Raw genomic sequence first — 15735 nt, 5'->3', positions numbered from 1 at the left:
CGCGATGATGACCAACAATGGAGGCGTGACCAGTGACCCGCCCGCCGAGCCGGCGTCCACCCCCGCCCCACCCTGGTTCTTCGCCATCAGCCGGCGCAACCACGACCCGGCCCACACATGGTCCGCGCTCGACGCGACGGTCCGGCTCGCCGACCGGTACGGATTCACCGGCATACTCGCCCACACCGGCAACGACACGCTGGTGGACCCATGGTTCGTGGGCCAACACACGCTGACGGTGTCGGACCGGCTCCTGCCGTTGGTGGCGGTGAACCCCGTCTACCACCACCCGTTCGCGGTCGCCCAACTCGCCGCGTCGCTCACCTACCGACACCGGCGCCCGATCTTCCTCAACTTCGTCGCCGGCACCTCGACACCGGACCGGCTGGCCCTCGGCGACCACACCGACCACGACCGCCGGTACCAACGGCTGCGCGAACACGCGGAAATCGTGCTGCGCCTGACCGGCGATCCCGCGCCGGTCACTGTCGACGGCGAGTTCTACCAACTGCGCGGGGCGCGGCTGCGGCTGCCCGTCGGCCCCCGCTGGCGTCCGGTCCCGTTCGTGGCCGGACACTCCCCGGCCGCCCGGGAGACCGCGCAGGCGCTCGGCGCGACCCACGTCGGCATGATCTCGCCGAGGGTGCCGCCGGAGTCCGCGGCGACGTCCCCGGACCGATCGCCCCGGGTCGACGACCGGACCGGCGTGTACGCCGGCCTCATCGTCCGCGCCGACGACCGGCGGGCGTGGCGGGTGGCCCGGGAGCGGTACCCGCACGACCCCGGTCTGGAGGAGGCCGGCGCGACCGCGTTGCGGTACACCGACGCGCTCTGGCGGCACGAGGCGTTCCGCTCGGCGGACGATGTACGGGCTGTGCCAGGTCACTTCTGGACGGGACCGATGCGCAGCCTGCGGGCGGACTGCCCGTACCTGGTCGGTGGTGTCGACACCCTGGCCCCAGTGCTGGCGGCGGAGTTGGCCGGCGGGGTGCGCGCGTTCATCCTCGACCTCGCGCCCACCGAGACCGACTTCCGCTGGGCACGGGAACTGCTGCGCCGCGCCACCGCCCTGGCCGCGCCCGCCGGCGATCCCGGTCCGCCTCCGACTCACGGCAGCTCCGGCCGGTAGAGCCGGAACCAGGTGGCGGCCTCCAGCAGCCACTCCAACATCCCGCGCGCCGTCGGGTCCAGGTCGCCGGGGTCGGCCGTGACCGATCGACGCAGCCACCGGCCGTCGAAGAACCGCAGCGCGTCCGAAGAGTCCTCCGTGACCAGCGCGCGAGCCTGCCGTTGCACCTCGGCCAGGTACCGCCGGCCGAGCATGGACGGGTAGTGGCTCTTGCGCCGGCGTCGGACCGGCTCCGGCAGCAGGTCAGCCGTTGCCATCCGGAGCAGGGACTTCTCCCGCCCGTCCGCGACCCGGACCGACCACGGGGTGCCGAACACGTACTCGACCAGCCGGTGGTCGCAGAACGGCACCCGGATCTCCAGGCCGTGTGCCATGCCGATGCGGTCCTTGCGCTCCAGCAGCGCCGGCAGCAACCGGGTCAGATGCAGGTACCCGATCTCCCTGAGCCGCCGTTCGGTCGCCCCGCCGGTGCCCCCGGCCGGCACCTCGGTCAGGGCCTCGCGGTACCGCGCGTCGACGTACGACCACAGGTCCAGCTCGGCGCTGAACCCGGCCGCCAACGGCGCCCGGCCCGTCGCAGCGGCCGCCACCGGGTCACCCCGCGACGACGGCGGGGCAAGCCACGGGAACGTCGCCGCCTCCCGGGCAACCGGGTCGTGGAACCAGTGGTAGCCGCCGAACACCTCGTCGGCCCCCTCACCGGAGAGCACCACGGTGCGATGCCGGCGCACGTCCCGCAGGAACAGGTACAGGGATCCGTCCAGGTTCACCATCCCGGCGGGTGCGTCGCGGGCGGTCACGGTGGCCGCCCGGACAGCCGGCGCGACGGCGGAGACCGGGTCCACCGGCACGGTCCGGTGGTCGCTGCCCACCGCGGCCACCACCCGCTCCACGTACGGCTGGTCGACGTCCGGCTCGCCGTGCCCGGCACCCTCGCCGGACGGGCTGGTCAGGGTGAGCGAGAACGTGGCCGGTCGGTGGTCGGGTGCGTGCGCGGCGGCCAGCGCGGTCAGGGCGGTAGAGTCCAGACCGCCGGAGAGCAGAAGCCCGACGGGCACGTCGGCGTCCAGGTGCGCCACGACGATGTCGGCCAGCAGTTCCCGTACCGTCGCGGCGGCCAGCCGGGGGTCGTCGTCGTAACCGGTCGCGGTCAGCCCCCAGTACGCGTGCTCGACCGCACCTGCGCGGTCCACCACCAGCAGGTGCCCCGGCCGCAGGGCGCGCATGCCCCGCCACAGACAGTAGCCCGGGGTGCAGGTCAGCCCGGCCAACTCGCGCAGGGCGTCGCTGTCGAGCACCGCCCTGACCAGCGGGTGGGCGAGCAGGGCCTTGGGCTCCGAACCGAACAGCACCCCGTCGTCGGTGACCCGGTAGTACAGCGGCTTCACGCCGAGCCGGTCCCGGGCCAGCAGCAGGCGGTCCCGTCGGCCGTCCCACAGCGCCACAGCGAACATGCCGGTCAGCCGGCTGACGAAGGCATCGCCCCACTCCAGGTACGCCCGGAGCACCACCTCGGTGTCGCCGCTGCTGCGGAAGCGGTGACCTCGCCGGCGGAGTTCGTCGCGCAGACTCCGGTGGTTGTAGACCTCACCGCCGTACCCGAGCACGACCGGCCCCTCGGCGAACCGCTCCACCATCGGCTGGACGCCGCCGACCGGATCCACCACCGCCAGCCGGCAGTGACCGATCGCGGCCCGCCGGTCGCACCAGATCCCGTGGTCGTCCGGCCCCCGGTGCGCCAGCGCCGCGGTCATGGCCGCCACCGTCTCCCGGTACTGGCGCAGATCCGGCCCGAAGGCCACCCAACCGGCGATCCCACACACCGCGACCGGCCCGGTCAGTCGCCGCTGGGACGGCTCGACCCGTCCGCCAGCGTGCGTACGGCGTCGGCGACCTCCTCGGCCCGCTCCGGTGACATCAGCTCGATGTGCGTGCCGGGGACGACGGCCAGCTCGAACCGGCCGGTGAACACCCCTCGCCACAACGCCGGATCAGGCCGGGTCAGCGTGGAGCCGCTGGCGACGACCACTCCGGCCGCCTCCGGGTACGCGGACACCCGGTATCCGGTCAGCGCCTCGGTGCCGCGTTCGATGTTGTCGTAGAGCCGCCGGCCGGTTTCCTGGTCCAGGCCGCGCAGCGTTCGGCCGCAGTCCCGGATGATGGCGGCAATCCTGGTCGGCACGTCCCAGGAGGCGAACTCGGCCAGCTCACTGACCAGCCCCGCGGCGCGGGCGAACTGCCAGACCGACTCGACGGCGGGCGGCACCTCCTGCGACCCGAGCCGGACCAGCGCGTCGATCAGAACCAGGCACGGCGCGGGCGTGCCGGCCGCCCGTAGCTGTTGGGCCGCCTCGAGCGCGACGAAGCAGCCGAAGGAGAATCCGACCACGCAGTCGGGGACGGGCCGCCCCTTGCGGGCCAGGGCCGCCAGCCCGCGGGCCGCCATGCCCGGGATGGAGTCGCCGGCCGGGACCGCGGGCGCGGTCAGGATGCCGTACACGGTCCAGTCGGGCATCCGGGCGCTGAAGTGGGTGGCGACGTCCACCCCGCCGTCGATGCCCGGGTAGAAGACGGCGGTGCGGGCGCCGCCGACCGTGTTGAGCTTGACGGCCAGCGCCCGGGTCTGCGGCGGCTGTGGTCTCACGTGCCGTCCCCTCTCTGGGTGGGCTGGGCGGCCTCAGCCGGCCGGGGCGGGGCCGCGCCGGCGGCAGCGGCCACCAGCGCGGCCAGGTCGGCGACCGTCGGACTTTCCATCACCGCGCCGATCGACAGCTCGACGCCCAGGTCGTCGTTGATCTGATCGACCAGCAGCGCGGTGCGCAACGAGTTGCCGCCCAGGGCGAAGAAGTTGTCCGTCGGTTCGACCCGCACCCCCTCCAACACGGTCGCGACGATGTCGCGGACGCGCGGCAACCAGGCGCGCAGGATCTCCGGGTCCGGCCCGACCGGATCGGGCGCGATGCCGTCGACCACGACCGTCCGGGGCACGAGCTCGGGCGGCAGCATCGACTCCAGCCACTCGACGAGCACCATGGTGTCGAACGGATCGACGGGATCCGGGTCGGCCAGCCGGACCCGCGCGGTCAGGCCCGCCGGACCGGCAAGGCTCAGCTGCGCATGCGCGACGGCCGGATGCCCGGCGATGGTCCGCTCGATCGCGGCCGGGTCGCCGGGAACCCCGGCGATCAGGACCGTCCCCGCCACGCCCGGCCGACCGATGGCACCAGCATTCGGCACGCGCTGTTCCGGGGCCGGCACGAGATGGTCCGGCGGTGCAGCGGGTGGGCCGGACTCCGGCCCGACGCGGCCGGGTTCTGGCACGCGTTCAGCGTTCGGCGACGGGCCCAGCCCGGTGGTGCCGTCGGTGTGCGCGACCCGCACGCCGAGCAGGCGCCGCAGCGTCTCCTCGTCCTGGCTGTCGAGGGTTCCCGCGACGAGCCAGACGACGCGGAGGGTCTCCCGCGCAGCCAGAAGCAGGTACGCCAGCCGGTCGCCGGCGCCAAGCAGGAGACGGACCTCGGTTGCGGTCAACTCGACGACCGTCGCGGCTTCGCGCCGTACCGCCTCCAGCGCGAACACCAGGTGCTGTCGTTCGTCCCTGCCGGCCAGGACCAGCCGGGCGCCGGCCGCCAGCGCGGGCAGCATACGCAGCGGCGCGACACCGCACGTCGCGCCGCCCCGGTAGAGCACGGTGTCCGTCGGGCCGATCCCGGTATCGGCGACGACGGTCGCCACCGAGCGGGTGAGGACCGCGCGGCTGAGCCGGTGCACCGCCGCCGGATCGGTGGCCCACACCGGGCAGGAGACGTATCCGCCCGGTGCCGTGGCGCCGGTTCCGGCGAGGTGGGCACGCGGGCCACGCACCGGCACCGGGAGCACCGGTCCGGCACCGAGCCCGCTCCAACGGCACAGGTCATCGGCGGCGGCCACCACCATGCCGACGCCCGTCAGGCGGGCCAGGCCGGCGACGGCCGGCAGCGGCCAGGAGGAGTCGACGACGAGCGGCTCCACACCGGCGGCCAGCGCGGCGAGCAGCGCCACCGGCAGGGTCCCGTCGGGACGTACACACAGCGCGACCGTTCGGTGAGGATCGTCGTTGCGGGCGGACGGGGCCAACGTGGCGGCCAGCTTCCCGGCGGCCGCCGCGAGGGCGGCGTACCGGAGCGAGCCGCCCCGCGTGGTCACGGCGACGCGGTCCGGCTCGCGCGTGCCCCAGGCGCCGACCGGGTCGAGGAGGTCGTCGAACAAGGCTGGTTCAACGCGCATCGAGGGGCTCCCGGTGGTGTGCCGCCGGCAGGGCTTCCAGCGCGCCGGCGAGCTGTTCCAGTGGCTGCGGTCCGAGCAGCGCCCGGCCCCGCAGCCCGGTCCACCCGGCCAGTTCGAGGCAACGCTGGATGCTCGGCACCAGGGCGGCTCGGCCGCCCTGGTCCCGGAAGCTGGCCTCCGGCCCTACCGCTGGATCGGCCGTCACCTGCCGCACGGCCGCCAGCAGAGCCACGACCTGCGGCCGTCGCACCGGTTCGGGAGGTGCGGCGGCCGACGCGTCGGGCGGTAACCGGTGGACAACCACCTCGTCCGGCCGGACCACGCCCGGATGGTCCCAGTACGGCAGCAGTGGACGCAGTGGATCGGGCAGGTCCGCGGTCACCTCCAGACTGGCCACCAGACGGGGGGTGCCGTCGCCGGCCGGGCCGACGTGCGCCGTACGCACCCGCGGATCGGTCAGCCACAACTCGCGCATCAGATCCGGGTCGGCCCACACACCCGCGCGGGCGAAACAGCCTTCCGGGGGCCGTGGCCAGTCGCCGGGCAGACCAGCCGCGACCTCGTCAATGGTCGGGTCGGCACCGGCGGCGACGTCGCACAGCAGTGACTCGACCCTCCTGAGCACGGTCAGCATCGCCGCGTCGTCCAACACCCGGCGTTCGGCCAGCAGGGCGAGCACGCAACCGTCGGCGGAGTCCGCGGCGGAGAGTTCCAGGCCCCGTTTGGCGCTCTCCACTGCTCCCCACTCGATGGTGGTACGGGCCCGGACACCGGCCGACACCCGCCGGACACGGCCGGTGTACCCGTCGCCCGCCGCGACCGTCATGGCGTGGTAGTACGCGTCGACCTGGGTGACCCCGCCCCGGCTCCCCCAGAGCGCGGCCCGGTCGTCGAGAAACTCGCAGTAGTCGTAGTCGGCGAAACGTTGCGCCGTCAGCATGGCCGAGGCCGTGACCGCGACGGCGGCGGGAAACGGCGCGCCGAGCGGCAGGTCGACGTCGACGACGACCGGTTGCAGCCGGGTCTCGACAACGGGGCCGGCACCCGGCCGTGCCCCCTTGTCCGCCACCAGGGACCAGCGGATGGACGATCCGGTGTAGCAGCGCAGCACCATGCTGGCCACGGTCAGCACCACGGCGGACGCGGCCTGCCCGCACCGACGGGCGACCGTGGGCAGGACCAGCCCCAGTGCCGGCGAGGTCAGGGTCAGCGTCCGTACCGTTCCGGAGCCACCGGGCTCGGCATGGTAGGGAAAGGACACCGTCGGCGCGCCGCGCAGCAGCCTGGCCCAATGCTCGCGGGCCTGCCGCCGCTGTGTACCGCGTGCAGGGTCCGCTTCGTGGGCCAGACGCTCCTCGGCGGTGCCGGCGGCGGGCAGCACCGGCCCGGTGTCGCCATGCCGGGCACCGAGCAGGTGGCCGAACTCACCCTCCAGCACCGCCAACGCCTCCTGGTCGGCGGCGTGCCGGTGGATGGCGACGGCCAGGTACCTCGGCTGGTCGTCGAGGGTGAGCACGCTCGCCTGAATCGGCCAGCATCCCTCGATGTCGGCGGCCCGGTGGCTGAGGTCGTCGACCAGGCCGGTGACGCCGACGTAACCACAGTCCTCCAATCGCCGCACCGGCACGTCCATGTCGGTCGCCGGGTCCACGACGCCTGTCATGCCCGAGCCGGGGCGGTGCGCGATTCTGGTCCGCAGAACGCCGTGGCGGGCCACCACCTCCCGCACGGCGGCGGTGACGTCCGCAGTACGGCGGCCGGGCGGCAGCGCGACCAGTCGGGTCGTCACGTACTGGTGCCGCTGCGCCGGTGGCGCCTCGAGCATCTGGAAGATCCAGAAAAACTGGCTGCGGCTGAGCGGCCGCGCGGCCTCACTCATCGCCGGCCCCCGCCCAGTCCACGCCGGTCGGCAGCACCCGGGCGGCGACGGTGAGCCCAGGGTCGAGCCGCGCCAGCGCACCCGTCACCCGGCCCGCCGTGGTGGCCACGGCCGCGACGTCGTGCCGCCGCGGGTCGACGTACCAGGTCAGGTCCAACGTGTCGGAGGCCGAACGTACGTCGAGCAGCAGTCCCGCCGCGGTACCGGGCGGCGTGACGACCCGGTCTCCGGCCCGCCGTCGAATCCTGATCTCGGGCACGGGCCCGGGCGGTGCGTCCGGCGCGCCTGCCCGCCGGCCGGCGACGAAGCGGCGGGCCGGCCCGGCCGTGTAACAGCCGACCGGCTCGGCCTGCGGGGGCAGGCCCAACGCGCCGTGGGACCGGTCGTCCTCCGCCGGATCGTCGACCGGCAGGTCGAGTTCGGGTACGGCATGGCTGTCGGTCAGCACCGTACCGACGGCACGCCAGACCGCGGCGCCCGGCCCCGGGCCCATCGGCATGGCCGTGGCGGGTGCCGGGCCGGGAGCCAGGTTCTCGTGCCGGCACCAGTCACGCCAGGTCGGCCGGGCGGGCTCCCCCAGGACCGGCTCGCCGTCGAGCACGACGGCGACCGTCGTGCGCAGCGCCCGGACCACCCGGTCGAAGGACGCCGCGTCGCAGAGCACCGGGTGCACCCCGACCAGCAACCACGGACGGTCCGGGCCGTCGTGGTCGAGCAGGACGAAGTGGGTCAGCGGCACGGCGCGTACGTCGCCCGGGTCGGGCAGCAGCCGGCGCAGGTCCCACCCGTTCGGTCGGCTCTCGACGTGGACCCGGGCCAGCACGTCCTCGGCCACTGGCAGGTCGGTGACGCGCTGTCCGAGGCCGTCGGTGGTGAGCCGCACCCGCAGCGCGTCGTAACGGCCAAGTACGCCCCGGGCGGCGACCTCCAGGATCTGGTCGTTCCAGTCGGCACCGGCGGGGCGCAGCACGGCGAGTCGCCACCGGGCGGTCGGGGTGCGGTCCAGCACCGCGCGCTGGGTCCGCGTCAACGCGAGCGCGTCGGAGCCGCGATCGCCCGGTCCGCGGACGGCCTCGACCACCGCCCACAGCGTCGGCGCCCGGTAGAGCTGGTCGATGCCGATGTCGATGCCGGCGGACTCGGCAGCGTCGACGACGAGCGCGGCCCGCAGCGAGTTCCCGCCGACGTCCAGGAACGGTCGACCGAAGTCCGCGTCGTCGATTTCCAGCGTCTCGCGCAGGATGTCCGCCAGGCGGGCCGGTGCGCTCATCTGGCGGCGATCTCGCGGACGACGGACCGGCGCATCTTGCCCTCCCGGGTACGCGGCAGCCGTTCGGTGAACTGCACGACTCGTGGGAAGCGCACCTCGTCCAACCGTTGCCGGCAGTGGTCGAGCACGGCCGTCGCGTCGAGGCGTCCGGCGGCGCCAGGCACCGGCTCGACCACGGCGTGCAGCCGAAGCTGCCCGGTGCCGTCGACCACCCCGACCACCGCGACGTCGGCGACCAGCGGGTGCTCGCCGATGGCCTCCTCGACCATGGACGGGTACACGGTCTGCCCGTCGATCCGCAGTGTCTCCGACAGCCGGTCGGCGATGAACAGGTAGCCGTCCTCGTCCAGCCAGCCCAGGTCGGCGACGCTCACATAGGTCGGGTCGTCGGCGGCGGCACGCAGTTCGCTGCTGCCGACGTAGTAGTTCGCCCGGCCGGTGGTCTGGGCCACGAACACCTCGCCGATGGTGCCGGGCTTCACGTCGGCCCCCTGCTCGTCGAGGATCCGGATGCCCTGGCCCAGGCCGACAGTACCCGGCCGGCGCAGCCACTCCTGTCCATCGCACATGATCGGTCGGGCCGATCCGCCGACCTCGCTGCTGGAGTACACCTCGTGCACGCGTTTTGCCCCGACCAGCCCGATCCAGCCGCGCTTGACCCATTGCGGGCAATGGGTTCCGCCGTGCGACACCCGGCCGAGGCGGCGGTAGGCCGCCGTGTCCAGGTCGGGATGCACGAGAATCCGGCCCATGTGGAACGGCGACAGACACAAGGAGTAGACGGTCTGCTCCCGTAGGACGGCGGTGACCGTGTCCACCGCGAAGTCCCGCATGGTGACGACCCGGCAGCCGGTCAGCACGACGTGCAACGCCAGCGTCAGCTTGCCGGTGCTGTGCAGGTCGCCGCAGACCAGGCGGGTACCGTCCAGGCCGACGGGTTCACGCCCGCCGGTCGCGTGCGGCGAACTCGACCGGCCCACACCTCGAAAGGTGTACGACACCACCTTCGGCAGGCCGGTGGACCCGCCCGAGGTGAGGTAGAGGTACGGCGTCGCGCCTTCGCCGTCGCCCGGCGACTCTCCGGGCGGGGTGACCGGCCCGGTCCGCAACGACTCTCGCAGGCCCGCGCTGGCGGCCGCGTCCACGACCAGGGTCGGGCCGATCGCTGTCTCGACCAGACCGAGCAGTGACCGCTTGTCCGGGGCCGGCAGGGTCGTGCTGACAGGCAGCACCGCGCCGCCGTGCATCCACGTGCCGAACAGGTAGCTCAGGTAGAGCGGCTCGTTGTCGAGGTCCAGGACGACCAGCATCTCGGGACCGGCGCCAAGCTCGCGCAGGTGGTCTCGGAAACGACAGCTGGTCGCGAACAGTTCCGCGTAGGTCAGCGACTCCAGGCGACCGTCGGGCGCGGCGACCGCGAACGCAACGGTGTCCGGACAGGTCCGGGCCAACTCCGCGATCCGCCCGACGAGGTCGGCGCGGGTGGTGGTCGGGATACTCAAGGCCGATCTCCTCACCACGGTGGATCCGGGTTGCCGGCGGGTCGGGGTTGCCCCCTCACCCCCCGGGGCTCAGGTACAGGGATGCGTACAGCCCTTGGCGGGCGAGCAGCGCCTCGTGGCCGCCTTCCTCGACGATCAGGCCGTCGGCGAGCACCACGATCGCGTCGGCGGATCGGATGGTCGACAACCGGTGCGCCATGACCAGGGCGGTACGGCCGCGCAGGATCTCACGTAACGCTTCCTGGACCAGCCGCTCCGACACCCCGTCGAGGTGGGCGGTCGCCTCGTCCAGGACCACGATCGCCGGGCTCTTGAGGAACAGCCGGGCCAGGGCGAGCCGTTGCCGTTCGCCCCCGGAGAGCCGCTGTCCCCGGTCCCCGACCACGGTGTCGAGCCCGAGTGGCAGACCCCGGACGAACTCCAAGAGTTGCGCGGCCTCAAGGGCACGCTCGAGGTCGGCCTCGGCGGCGTCCGGACGGGCGTAGTGCAGGTTGGCCCGGATGGTGTCGTGGAACAGGAACGTCTCCTGGCTGACCACGCCCACGGCCTCACGCACCGCCCCGAGGCGGTACTCCCTCAGGTCGACGTCGTTGATCCGGACCGCACCGCTGTCCGGGTCGTACAGGCGGGCCAGCAGGTGCCCGATGGTGGTCTTGCCCGCCCCGGAGGGCCCGACGAGCGCGGTGACCGTACCGGGCCGCAGCTCGAACGACACTCCGTGCAGCACGCCGGTGCCGCCGCGTCGGCCGGGCAGCCGTACCTCGTCCAAACCAGCGGCGGTGAGCTGGTCGGTCGTGGGGTAGGCGAAGCTGACCTGATCGAAGCTGACCCGCGGCGGGACGGCCGGTTCGATCGGTCCCCGCCGGCCCGAATCGAGGACCGGCGGCTTCAGGTCGAGGACGGCGAAGACGCGTTCGAAGCTGACCATCGCATTCATCACGTCCACATGCACGTTGACCAGCCCGGCAACCGGGCCGTAGAGCCGGCCGATCAGGGCGACGAGCGCGATGAGCGCCCCGAGTTGCATAGCCCCCCCGGCCACCAGTGCCCCGCCGACGCCGTAGACGGCGGCGGTGGCGATCGCGGCGGCGCCGGTGAGGGTGACCATCAGTAGCTGTCCCCGACGGACCGAGACGATACCGAGGTCCCGGGCCCGGCCGGCGTGCCGCGCGAACGCGCCGGCCTCGTCGTCGTCGCGGCCGTAGAGCATGACCAGCATCGCCCCGGCCGCGCTGAACCGCTCCACCGCCGTGGCCGCCAGGTCGGCGTTGACGCCCATCTGGGCCCGGGCGACGGAGCGCAGGCCACGGGCCGCCACCCGCCCGATCAGAAAGAAGGCGGGCAGCAGCAGCACGGCGATCACCGCGACCGGCCAGGAGACCACGAACATGGTGGCCACCACCGAGACGACCGCGACCACGTTGGCCAGCAGACCGGCCAGGGTCGAGGTGAGCGCCCGCTGCGCGCCGATGACGTCGGTGTTGAGTCGGGACACCAGCGCGCCGGTGTGCACCTGGGTGAAGAAGGTCAGCGACATGCGCTGGATGTGCCGGACGAGTTCGGTCCGCAGATCGTAGATGATCGACTCGCCGATCCGGGCGGACACCATCCGTTGGGCGTAGCTGAGCAGTCCCTCTCCCACCGCGACGGCCGCGGCGAGTCCGGCGAGCAGGACCACCGTGTCCGTGTCCCGGCGGGCGATGCCCACCTCGACGATCGCCTGCAGCAGCAGCGGAGTGGCCACGATCGCCGCCGACCCGGCCAGCACGAGCAGGCAGAGAGCGAGTAGCCCGCCACGGTACGGGTGGGCGTAACGGAGAATTCGGCGCAGTGTTCCGGGGGCCGGTCCGCGGGCCGCCGGCCCGTTGCCGGCCAGTGAGCCGAGAGCCGCCCAACCGATGCCATTCTCCGCCATGTCCGCCCCGCTAACCGGTCACGACCTCGGCCCGCCAGGCGGGTGAGGACCTGATCTCCTGGGCGGTGAAGCGGCCGGTGACCCACTGGCTCGCCGAGTACAGCAGGGTCTGGTCCGCGTAGTGCGGCGAGGTCGGGTCGGCCGACTGTGAGTAGGTCAGTACCGTTCTCACCCGGGGCCCGCTTCCCGCGCGGAACTCGACCACCTGCACGAAGCTCGACCCGGACGAAACCTCGACGTTGCCGCGCGTGGCATCCCAGACAGGCTGCACGACGTTGAGCAGGCCGACGTGCGGCCCGGCTCCGTGTACCGGGATCGTCGTACCGGACCGGGTCACGCTCTGGTGATCACCGAGCGGGGCGTCGAGGGGAATGCCCGCAGCCTCCAGTCGCAGCGCGGCGTCGCCGAACGCGCGTTGCACCTCCACCCGGTCGGCGGCGAGCGTGTGCGGAGTGGTGAGCGGCGCGGCGGGGTCGAACGGCTGCTGCCAGTACCCGCCGGGTACCCGCCCGGCGAGCGAGATGAACCAACTGAACAGCAGTGCGCCACGGCTGTCGAGGCGGAACGACCCGTCCCAGGCGGACAGTGCCGCGCAGCCGTCGCCGACATCGACCAGGCCACCACCGCTGACCGGCGCCTTCCCGCCCGGGAACGCCGCGCACATCCGGGCGATGCCGTCGCGGGCCAGGTCGGCGACCCGACCGTGGTTGCCGTAGAAGGCTCCGGCCAGCGTCTCCAGCGAGTGCCCGCGACCGGCCAGGCCGTCGGTACCGTCGATCCGGGCCTCGACCGACAGAACCCCCTCCTGGGTGCGGAAGGAGCGCCGGGTACCGACGTCGCCCACCCCACGCGGATATCCGGTCAGCGGTGCCCGCGCGTTGGTCAGCCACGGGCTGTCGTTGAAGTTGGCAACGTAGTCGCGCCGAACGAGGCTGGGCAGCCGGGCGGTGCCGAAAATCCCGGGTTCGACCGCGTCCGCGTCGGTGCCCCACGCGCAGTCGCCCCGTGAGCCGTCGAGTACCGAGATGCCGGCAAGCGGGAACATCTGGCGTCCGAGCGGGGTACCGCAACTGAGCGCCTGCTCGTCGGTCACGTGCGGGACGGCCTGGTAGTCGGCGTAGAGAGTGCGGCCGTCGCGGTCGGCGGCGACGGTGTTGACCCAGGGCGCTCCCTGGTTGGCCGCCAGCGCCCGCGCGATGCCGGCGGTGTCCCGCGAGGTCGCGATGCCGAGCCAGGTGTTCAGCAGGCGCACATTGGTGGCGTTGGCGTCGCGTACCGCGTGCACGGTGGTTCCCCAGGGCAGCGGGGTACCGTACGCGCTGGTGACCACCGGTCCGTAGCGGGTCTCATAGAAGGTCCGCCCGACCGTCCGCAGCGTGCCGTCCGGCTGCCTGACCTCGACGCTGACCGCCCGGGTGGTCATCGCTTCGGCGGCCCCGTCCACAACGTACTCGGTGGGGCGCCCCGGGGTGGTCGGCATCTCGAAGAGCCCGATCGTCGCGGCCGTCGAGACGGTGTGGCTCCACGCCACGTGCCGGTTGTGGCCGATGAGCACCATGGGCAGGCCGAGCAGGCTCGCCCCCGAGACGTCGAGCCGTCCGGGAATGGTGAGGTGGCTCTGCCAGAACCGGCGTGCGCCCTGCCAGGGGAAGTGCGGGTTGCCGAGCAGGGCGCCGCGTGCTCCGCGACTTCCCTGGTCGCCGACGGCGATGGCGTTGCTGCCGAGTTCCTGGCCCGTGCGCCGCGCTTCGACCGCCGCGGTGATCTGGCGCGCGGTGGCGGCGGGATCGATCAGGGCAGGCGCGGCAGTGGCGCCGGCCGGTGGCGCGGCCGTCACGATGTCGGTGACGAGGCTGCCGGTCCCGCTCATCGTGGCTAGTGCGTAGAGGTGGCGGTACACATCCAGGTCGGTGATGGGCCGTACCCACTCGGCCCCGCGACAGGCCGGATCGGTGATACCGCCGACGCCGGTCTGGCGCAGATAACGGTTGTAGCCGCTGACGTATCCACGGACAAGGTCGACGACCTCGGGATGTGGCCCATGCGGCGCCGGAGCGCGGATCAGCCGTTCGACGACGCCGCTGGCGTTGGTCCGCGCGAAGTACAGGTCGCTGTCAAGACTGTTGGCAGCGGTGACCAGGCCCGACGCTGGCGCGTCCGGGCCGAGGTACCGGGCCCGCTCGGCACGTACGGTCAGATAGATGTCGGCGAGGAGACAGACATTGTCCTTGGCCGAGGCGTATCCGTAGCCGAGGCCGAGGCCGGTGTACGAGGTAGCCGAGATGTGCGGGATGCCGTACTCGGTGTACTGCACCAGGGCCTGCGGACGGCCGCCTCGGGTTCCGGCGGCGACCGCCCGTGAGGCAGTGGCGGGCACGACGGTCGCCACCGTGACGGCGACCACGACGGCGGCCAGCAGGTTTCGGCCGCTGGCCGACGGGCTACCGGCGCTGCTCATGCTCACTTGCCCTTCTGCCGGACACCGGCCAGCTCATCGGCGACTTGGGAAGCGACACGGGTTCGGAGAGCGCCCGGGCCGAGGCATCGATGATATTCGCACGCTTCGACGCCCCCGGATAGACCCATGGATGCAAATGCTTGGCTGAGACAGCCCTGGCGGGACCCGCCCAGCCACTCGGCCAGGTCGCCGCCCCCCGGCGATTGACCGCCGAATTAGGTTAGCCTAACCTTTTACCATGGCGCGCACGAACATGAAGCAGGCTCGACTCAAGCCCGAAGCGGTGGAGCCGCTCACGATCCAGGTCGTCCGCCGCGAACGACTGTCCGCCCATTTTGTCCGGATCACCTTCAGTGGCGGCGACATCGAGCGATTCCGGTACATGGGCTTTGACCAGTGGTTCCGGCTGTTTCTCCCGGTCGCCGACGACTCGCTTGAGCGCCTGCCGGCCAAGCTCGACGCCCTGTCGTACCTGCGATTCCTGACCATCCCCAAGGCGTCGCGCCCGGTACTACGCAACTACACCGTGCGTGCCTACCGCCCGAAGGGGCCGGAAATCGACGTGGACTTCGTCATCCACGGCAGCACCGACGACGGTACCGCCGGTCCGGCAGCGACCTGGGCCGACCGGTGCCGTGTCGGCGACCGCGTCGCGATCCTCGACGAGGGCATCATGTTCAACCCCCCGGGCGGCACCGACCGGGTGCTGTTGGTCGCCGACGAGACCGGCCTGGCGGCTACGGCCGGCATTCTCGCCTCACTGGCGCCACACGTGCAGGGTCAGGCCGTGGTGGAGATCCCGTCCGATGCGGACCGCCAGGAACTCGATGCGCCAGCCGGAGTCGAGGTCATCTGGCTCGCCCGGGAGGACCCGCAGGCGCTGCCCGGTCGGGCCGCGCTCGCCGCAGCACAGGCGCTACCGGCCCCGCCGCCGGACGCATACGCGTGGACCGTCGGCGAGCAGACACTGCCAACGGCGCTGCGCCGGCACTGGATCGCGGCCGGGATACCCAAGGAGCACATCATGTTCTGCGGATACTGGAAGGCACCAAAGAGCCATTGACCTTCGGCGGGCAGGGCAGCAGGCAGGGAGCCGGCGTCGTCGTCGCCGTGGTGGAGCCGGGCGGCCGGAACCGCTGCGCCACGTCGGGCGGAGCCGCCGCTCCGGATGAACGACGGCCGGGTCAGCTCGGGCAGCCGGAGCGCGCGTCGTCTCTGTCAGAAGGCGGCGCCCAGGCGCAGGCGTCGGCGCGGCGATCTGTCCGATCGGGGGCCGTGGTCAGGTTCGCCCCCGTACCTGACCACCGACCAGCCGG

At 72.9% G+C, this 15735-nt stretch carries 10 protein-coding genes; 2 read left to right on the top strand and 8 right to left on the bottom strand.

What is annotated here, in order from left to right; translation table 11 throughout:
* The first annotated feature begins 25 nt into the window (after positions 1-25).
* On the top strand, positions 26-1129 hold the full coding sequence (locus GA0070558_RS23815) for an LLM class flavin-dependent oxidoreductase (protein ID WP_176734347.1): 1104 nt from the start codon (positions 26-28) through the stop codon (positions 1127-1129).
* Here GA0070558_RS23815 and asnB read toward each other — a convergent pair.
* Genes asnB through GA0070558_RS23775 form a run of 8 tightly spaced genes read right to left on the bottom strand, consistent with a single transcriptional unit; the run spans position 1108 to position 14275 of the window.
* Positions 1108-2952: an asparagine synthase (glutamine-hydrolyzing) gene (gene asnB, locus GA0070558_RS23810; protein WP_091283744.1), complete on the bottom strand. Its 1845-nt coding sequence runs from the start codon at positions 2950-2952 to the stop codon at positions 1108-1110. The genes GA0070558_RS23815 and asnB overlap by 22 nt on opposite strands.
* A gap of 14 nt (positions 2953-2966) precedes the next feature.
* Complete coding sequence (locus GA0070558_RS23805; RefSeq protein ID WP_091283742.1) at positions 2967-3773, bottom strand: thioesterase domain-containing protein; 807 nt, start codon at positions 3771-3773, stop codon at positions 2967-2969.
* Complete coding sequence (locus GA0070558_RS23800; protein ID WP_091283740.1) at positions 3770-5395, bottom strand: non-ribosomal peptide synthetase; 1626 nt, start codon at positions 5393-5395, stop codon at positions 3770-3772. The genes GA0070558_RS23805 and GA0070558_RS23800 overlap by 4 nt, the downstream gene beginning before the upstream one ends.
* Complete coding sequence (locus GA0070558_RS23795) at positions 5385-7274, bottom strand: condensation domain-containing protein (protein WP_091283737.1); 1890 nt, start codon at positions 7272-7274, stop codon at positions 5385-5387. The genes GA0070558_RS23800 and GA0070558_RS23795 overlap by 11 nt, the downstream gene beginning before the upstream one ends.
* On the bottom strand, positions 7267-8544 hold the full coding sequence (locus GA0070558_RS23790) for a phosphopantetheine-binding protein (RefSeq protein WP_091283734.1): 1278 nt from the start codon (positions 8542-8544) through the stop codon (positions 7267-7269). The genes GA0070558_RS23795 and GA0070558_RS23790 overlap by 8 nt, the downstream gene beginning before the upstream one ends.
* The gene (locus GA0070558_RS23785; RefSeq protein ID WP_176734346.1) at positions 8541-10046 is read right to left on the bottom strand and encodes a class I adenylate-forming enzyme family protein; all 1506 of its coding nucleotides are present in this window, start codon (positions 10044-10046) and stop codon (positions 8541-8543) included. Before GA0070558_RS23785 ends, GA0070558_RS23790 begins: the two co-directional genes overlap by 4 nt.
* 55 nt (positions 10047-10101) lie before the next feature.
* Positions 10102-11961 (bottom strand): ABC transporter ATP-binding protein, encoded by a 1860-nt coding sequence (locus GA0070558_RS23780; RefSeq protein ID WP_091283729.1) that lies wholly within the window; start codon positions 11959-11961, stop codon positions 10102-10104.
* Positions 11962-11971: 10 nt separating this feature from the next.
* The gene (locus tag GA0070558_RS23775) at positions 11972-14275 is read right to left on the bottom strand and encodes a penicillin acylase family protein (protein ID WP_218107071.1); all 2304 of its coding nucleotides are present in this window, start codon (positions 14273-14275) and stop codon (positions 11972-11974) included.
* 382 nt (positions 14276-14657) lie between these two features.
* Between GA0070558_RS23775 and GA0070558_RS23770 the strand changes: the two genes are divergently transcribed.
* Positions 14658-15482 carry a siderophore-interacting protein gene (locus GA0070558_RS23770; RefSeq protein ID WP_176734345.1) on the top strand — a complete coding sequence of 275 codons (825 nt, stop codon included), beginning with the start codon at positions 14658-14660 and terminating at the stop codon, positions 15480-15482.
* Positions 15483-15735: the final 253 nt, after the last annotated feature.

The sequence above is a fragment of the Micromonospora haikouensis genome, from assembly GCF_900091595.1.
Classification (GTDB): domain Bacteria; phylum Actinomycetota; class Actinomycetes; order Mycobacteriales; family Micromonosporaceae; genus Micromonospora; species Micromonospora haikouensis.
Note: the sequence above shows the minus strand (reverse complement) of the source record. Positions and strands in the feature narration are given on the sequence as shown.

Excerpts from the sequence above, each read along its gene's own strand:
- GA0070558_RS23795 (WP_091283737.1), bottom strand. The coding sequence starts at position 7,274 with ATGAGTGAGGCCGCGCGGCCGCTCAGCCGCAGCCAGTTTTTCTGGATC.
- GA0070558_RS23800 (WP_091283740.1), bottom strand. The coding sequence starts at position 5,395 with ATGCGCGTTGAACCAGCCTTGTTCGACGACCTCCTCGACCCGGTCGGC.
- GA0070558_RS23780 (WP_091283729.1), bottom strand. The coding sequence starts at position 11,961 with ATGGCGGAGAATGGCATCGGTTGGGCGGCTCTCGGCTCACTGGCCGGC.
- GA0070558_RS23790 (WP_091283734.1), bottom strand. The coding sequence starts at position 8,544 with ATGAGCGCACCGGCCCGCCTGGCGGACATCCTGCGCGAGACGCTGGAA.
- GA0070558_RS23770 (WP_176734345.1), top strand. The coding sequence starts at position 14,658 with ATGGCGCGCACGAACATGAAGCAGGCTCGACTCAAGCCCGAAGCGGTG.